General features: G+C 59.7%; 4 protein-coding genes and 1 pseudogene. 1 reads left to right on the top strand and 4 read right to left on the bottom strand.

What is annotated here, in order from left to right; genetic code table 11:
- The 3 genes and pseudogenes from QCM77_RS45205 to QCM77_RS45195 all read right to left on the bottom strand — a co-directional run.
- A pseudogene (locus QCM77_RS45205) lies at positions 1 to 515 on the bottom strand (transposase); the annotation flags it as partial.
- A 374-nt stretch (positions 516 to 889) separates the two neighbouring features.
- Positions 890 to 1,060 carry a DUF2934 domain-containing protein gene (locus QCM77_RS45200; RefSeq protein WP_511337232.1) on the bottom strand — a complete coding sequence of 57 codons (171 nt, stop codon included), beginning with the start codon at positions 1,058 to 1,060 and terminating at the stop codon, positions 890 to 892.
- 360 nt (positions 1,061 to 1,420) lie between these two features.
- Positions 1,421 to 4,345 carry an EAL domain-containing protein gene (locus tag QCM77_RS45195; RefSeq protein WP_280097049.1) on the bottom strand — a complete coding sequence of 975 codons (2,925 nt, stop codon included), beginning with the start codon at positions 4,343 to 4,345 and terminating at the stop codon, positions 1,421 to 1,423.
- Positions 4,346 to 4,554: 209 nt separating this feature from the next.
- Here QCM77_RS45195 and QCM77_RS45190 point away from each other — a divergent pair, with 209 nt between their 5' ends.
- A complete protein-coding gene (locus QCM77_RS45190; RefSeq protein WP_280097048.1) occupies positions 4,555 to 4,911 on the top strand; it encodes a methylamine utilization protein in 357 nt (118 codons plus the stop codon).
- Positions 4,912 to 5,056: 145 nt separating this feature from the next.
- On the opposite strand, the gene QCM77_RS45185 is transcribed toward QCM77_RS45190, so the two are convergent.
- Positions 5,057 to 5,765 (bottom strand): IS701 family transposase (locus QCM77_RS45185; RefSeq protein WP_280097047.1); only part of this gene is annotated, 709 nt, incomplete at its 5' end.

Genomic DNA, 5,765 nt, shown 5'->3' with positions numbered 1-5,765 from the left:
AACCCTGATGCCGCGTGGTTCGTTCGTCGATCGCGCTGTTGCGGGTCTTGCCGGTTTTGGTGACGGCCTGGTTCTGTGTCACATGCGGCGTCACGCCGATGGCGCGAAGGTTGGCGACGTGATCGGCCGTATCGTACGCCTTGTCCTCACCGGCCGTGATGCGGCGGCCTGCGGCTTTGCGTCTCGCCTTCAGCATGGTCTCCGAAGCCCGGCGTTCGGCGGTGCCATTGGCATGCGTGACCCTGCCGGCCACCGCCAGCCCATGCCGGTTCTCCATGGTGGCGTGGCCCATATAGCAAAGCTTGGCCTCCCGTCCGGCCGCCTTGCGATAAAGCCTGCTGTCCGGATCACTGGTACTCGCAATGGGTGTCGTTCTTGCGCTTATGGCCGTGGAAGTTGGCGCCATCATCATCGTCGCCGCTGCCGTCCTTGGGACGAAAACTCTTCTGCGAAGCCCAGGCTTCGATCAGCGTTCCATCCACCGAAAAATGCTCGTCCGACAATAGTGGTTTGACGCATCAGCGAAAGACCCGGAGGCGGCAGCGGGCCCTCCGTCCACTTGCGGGCGGTCGGCTGGCGTACCGGGTCTCATCGCAATTGGTGCAGCGTACTGCAGCCACCCTCCAGAGTTTCGTCGGGCAGCGGCTTCATCGCCAGGCGGGCGCCGGGCACGCTGTTGCGCGCGTCGATCGCAACGTCGCGGTCATCTCCCGAACGGGATAGAGCACCCGAATGTCGACGGCTCATCCTGATCGCATCCCGCACACGGCACATCGTAAGCCTCTCTTTCGGCGTCCAGGGTCGCTTCCGCCCAAGCCGAAAGGAGGGACCCTATGGGGCCAGAAGAAGGGGCCACGTCAACCCCGGCGGCCTTTGCCTTCTCGCGAATCTACAGCGTATCCGGCGTCCTGAGTTCGCGGCGACCCAGCTCTTCCCTCAGCTGTCGCTCCGCTTCCGAATAGAATTCTTGATCGCGCCCGGCGGGCATTCCGGCCTGCTGCCACAGCTGATACGCGCGGCGCTCGATATCCTTTTTAGTTGGAGGACTTGCCATGTTCATTACTCCTGATGAAGCTAACTGTGGCTCTTAACGTCCGCCATTCCTGGCGAGCCCATCATCCCGTCAGGCCGTACCATCAAACGGGCTGGAATGGCAGTCGTCCGGACGACGGCTATGGCCGATGCCGCACCCATAAACCGCTGCTGGGCACTCCACCATGACCCAGAGGAAAGCTGTGGATTGAGCCATTGCTCGGTGCTCGGCGTGAGCGTGCACAGGATGGCGCGACAGCGCACCTGTGCCGCCCGACTTTCCTACCCAAGACCAATACCTGCCCCAAGCTGGTGCTGATCATCAGTGATGCAGCGCCGCGAAGTTGCCGAGGCCATGATCGATTTCACTGGCATGCGACACATGTCCTTAACCGGCTATCAGATTGCTCCAGTCAGATCTCTTGAGGCTCTGGAGGCCGTTTCTCAAACTCAGGATCGTTGATGCGAGTTCGGTTGCCGGGACCGGACGGCTGAACAAGTATCCTTGTGCCTCGTTGCATCCTTCGGCCTTCATCTGGTTCAACTGCTCAATCGTCTCCACTCCCTCCGCCGTCGTCGTCATACCGAGGCTCTTCCCGAGGCTGGTGATGGCTCTGACAATCAATTTTGATCCCTTTGTCGCCGTTGCGTCGCGGACGAACGATTGATCAATCTTCAGTTTGTCAAAGGGGAAACTGCGCAGATAGCTGAGCGAAGAGTAGCCGGTACCAAAATCATCCAAAGCGATGCGCAGCCCACGCGCCTTCAGCTCATGCAGCGTCGCGATGGTTTCAGTGCTGTTGCCAAGGAGAACCGATTCAGTGATTTCGAGTTCAAGCCGGTGTGGCGCCAGCGCTGAAACATCGAGCGCTTTCGCGATGACGGCCGCGAGCCGTGGGTCACGAAACTGGGTGGCCGAGACATTGACCGCAATCTTGAGCTCGTCCGGCCAACTCGCCGCCTGCTCACAGGCGCGATTGAGCACCCACTCCCCGAGCGGATTGATGAGACCAATTTCTTCGGCGACAGGGATGAACTGGTCGGGCGGCACCAGCCCTCTTTCCGGATGTCGCCAGCGCAATAATGCCTCAAAGCCGCTGATCCGGTCCATCCGCAAGTCATAAATGGGCTGGTAGAACAAATCGAATTCGTGCTTGTCCATGGCTCCGCGCAGGTCGATTTCGAGCGCTCTTCGGCTTTGCAGGCTGGCGTCCATCGCCGGCTCGAAAAACCGCCATGTTCCCCTGCCGTCCATTTTGGACCGGTACAACGCCATGTCCGCGTTTTTCAGCAGTTTTTCGCGCGTCGTGCCGTCACCCGGCGCCAAGGAAATTCCGACGCTGCAGCCGACGATGACCCGATGTCCGTTCAGCTCATAAGGCGCTCCGACACGCTCCACGACACGCCGGGCCAGATGCGCGGCGTCTTCAGCGTTTCGGACTTCAGATTGGATGAGCGCAAACTCGTCGCCCCCAAGGCGCGCAACCGTGTCACCCTCTCGGGCGCACGCACTTAACCGCTCCGCGACAGCGCAAAGCAGCCCATCGCCCACCGGATGTCCCAGCGTGTCATTGATCTGCTTGAAATTATCCAGATCAATGCAGAACACGGCAAAGCCTGCACCTCGGCCCGCCTCTGCGACAGCCTGTTCAATCCGTTCGGCGAAGAGAGACCGGTTTGGCAATCTGGTCAGAGCGTCGTGCCGCGCCATGAAAGCGATTTGAGATTGAGCCCGTTGTTGTTCGGTGACATCTTCACAACTGATGAGCCAGCCGCCGTCGGATGTAGAGCGCTGAGCGATCGAGACGACGCGTCCGTCGCTGAGCTGCTGGAGGTAGTTACCGCCCTTGCGGCGCGCCAAAAACTCGTCACATTGGGCCAAAAGATCGGCGACGGTCTGGCTGCCATGATTTCCGGCGGCAACACTCAGGCGCAGGACATCTTCGAACGTCATCCCTGGAAGCGCAAGCTCCGGCGAAATATCAAAGATCTCGCAGAAGCGCCGGTTGACGACCTGCAGCCGTCCTTCTCCGTCATAGAGGCAGAGTCCTTGCGACATATGCGTGAGCGCCGCATCCAGTCTCAGATTGGTCGCATGCAGCTCGGCTTTCTGCTGTTTCAAACCGGTAATGTCGCTGTAGACGAGAATGACGCCGCCCTCCTGGGTCGGGCTGCGGCTGACCCGCAGCCATCTTCCGTCCGGGAGTTGGGCCTCGCTCTCCACCCCTTCGACCTCGTTAGCGTCCTCTTGCAGGATGAGTTCCCTTGAGTGCTGGGCGCTGGGCGCACGGGCCGTCCGTAACGGATGGACAAGCTGCGGCGAGCAGCGAATGAACTCGCCCGCTCTGGAATTAGCCAACGCAATCTGACCGTTTTGGTCGAGGAGGACGACGCCCTCACGCGAGTGCTCGAGCGCATCGGAAAGCCGCGCCTGCGCTGAACGCCGCTGTGCCACCTCTCGGTCGACCATCGCCCTGATGTTGTCCCGCATTATGCCCATAGCCGTCAGGAGCGTACCGAGCTCGTCACCGCTGCCCTCCGGAATGCTTGTGTTCAAATCGCCATCGGCGATGCTCTTGGCCGCTTTGGACGCGATTGCGACTGGACCAATGATCCGCCGCGCCAACAACCAGGAGAAAAGACCGGACAGAAGAAGGGCGACGGTCAGCCCCGCCACGTTGAGTTGTAGATCCCGGTTGATCGCAGCAAGCGCTCGCTGGCGAAATAGAAATCCATCCCCGGCCGTATAGTTTACCAGCAATTCTATCTGTTGATTTACAGTGTTGGAATATGGATCAACACCGTTGATCTCACGACCGCTCGCTTCAACGATCCCATCTTCGTGACGTCGATGAAGCGCGAGCCAGGCATTTGCCGCCTCCTGGACCTTGGCGGCTGCTTTCGCGGCGCGCGCGGACTGCGACCGCTCGGCCGCTATGGTGACGTCTTCCGAAAGCGACTTGGCCAGCTCGTCAATTTCGGCATCGAGCCGCGCATGGACCGTCGGGTCTTGTGTGAGAAGATGTTGTGCAGATGCCACGCGCATCGCGGCGAAATCGGCGCCAGCCGCCCGCGCATAGTTGATCGACATCAGTGACTCGTCGAAGGTTTTCGCAACCAGGTCGCCGGCGTGCCGGATGCCGAGGCTGGCATACCCTCCCAAGGCTGCCGCAATGGCGCTCATTGCAACACAGAAGATCAAGATCCCGGTTCTAATCGAACCGCGCGCGACAAGCCCCGACAACCGAGCGATTGTCGACCGAAAGGTCTCGAGAACCGCTTTCGGCGCAACGCTGCCGACGAAAGGATCCATCACCGTGTCTTTCGCTGTAAACGCCTAATCGCAAACATACCGCGCGGAGGCAGCCAGCTGCCCCGCCTAAAATTTCCCTAGTAATGACTGCAAGGGATGCGGAAATCGTTAAGATCAACCGGTGATAAGTATGTGAGTACTCACGCGGCTCGTAAGATCGAGCCCGGACCGATTCTTGGTAAAGTTGAAGTTTCAGCGGGGTTGAAATAATGGCGAGGCTTTTCCCTTTGCGCGCAGGCGAGCTCGGTTTTCGGATCACGGCCGCAATTGTGGGGGGACTGTTCGCGGGAGCCGCCTTGGGCGCGGCCCCTTACACGATCTCGCAAAAGGATCGAGAATTCAGGCCTAGAGAGATCATCATCAATCGCGGCGAGACGTTACGGTTCGTTAACGACGATGGCGAGCTCCTGCACCACGCCTATTTGAGCGCAGGCAGCTTTGATTTCGATACCGGGGACCAGCAGCCGGGCAGCCAAGTCGACGTGGTTTTTTCCGTGCCTGGTGACTACACCGTGCTGTGCGGCATTCATCCCAAAATGAAGCTTGGCGTGCACGTGACCAAGTAAAGGCCTAGTCTTACTGCGTCATAAATTCCGATAGCCACTTTGACTGGAGATTGGCCTGGTGCAACAAGGGCATCGAGATAGTGTGGCGACGAGAGCAGCGCTTAATCTTCTTCGGACGGTCGCGATCGAATTTGGAACGTGCCGTTCAGGCCGCAATGGCGGATCCCCTCGGTCGATAATTTTCGGGAATAGTAGCTTCCTTGGAGATTTTGGTGGCGGCTGTTGCTGAGGGGGAAATCGTTTCTCGCTCCGAGACCAGGAATCCATAAGCGGCGATGCACAGCGTTGCGTGATGGTGGAAGCCGCGCCAACCCCGCCCCTCGAAGTGGCCAAGCCCGACCTCCTGTTTGAGTTCGTGGTAGTCGCGCTCAATGCGCCAGCGCAGCTTGGTGATATCGACCAGCTGACGAAACCCAATGTTGGCCGGAAGCGTAGAAAACCAATATTTGGTCGGTGCTGCCTCACCCTCTGGCCATTCGATCAGCAGCCATTCCTCCGGCCGGCTTTCGGCGAGCCAGTAATCTCGATGTGCCGGACGGACGCGCACACGAGCAAAGCGCGAAGACAAGCGTTCTGTCGTACCCTCACGCCACGTGATCTTGTACCAAGCATGCGCTGGCAGACCGATCGCAAGCTTCTTGACCGAAATCGGTCGGTGTTTGCTATCACGCCGTAGCAGTTTTGGAGGTCGTCCGTTCCCCGACCACTTCTTCGGCGGCCGCGGTCCGGTTCCGGGCGCCCATACCGAGGTTTGTGGCAAGATGCCGGCCACATAGCTCAGGCCCAGTTCGGTAATACTCCCACGCAGAGCGGTGTCGGTGCCATAGCCGGCGTCCATCAGGACCACGCCGCGC

This window comes from Bradyrhizobium nivariense, assembly GCF_029846695.2.
GTDB lineage: Bacteria > Pseudomonadota > Alphaproteobacteria > Rhizobiales > Xanthobacteraceae > Bradyrhizobium.
The sequence above is the reverse complement of the archived record's forward strand: the minus strand, read 5'-3'. Positions and strand labels throughout refer to the sequence as shown.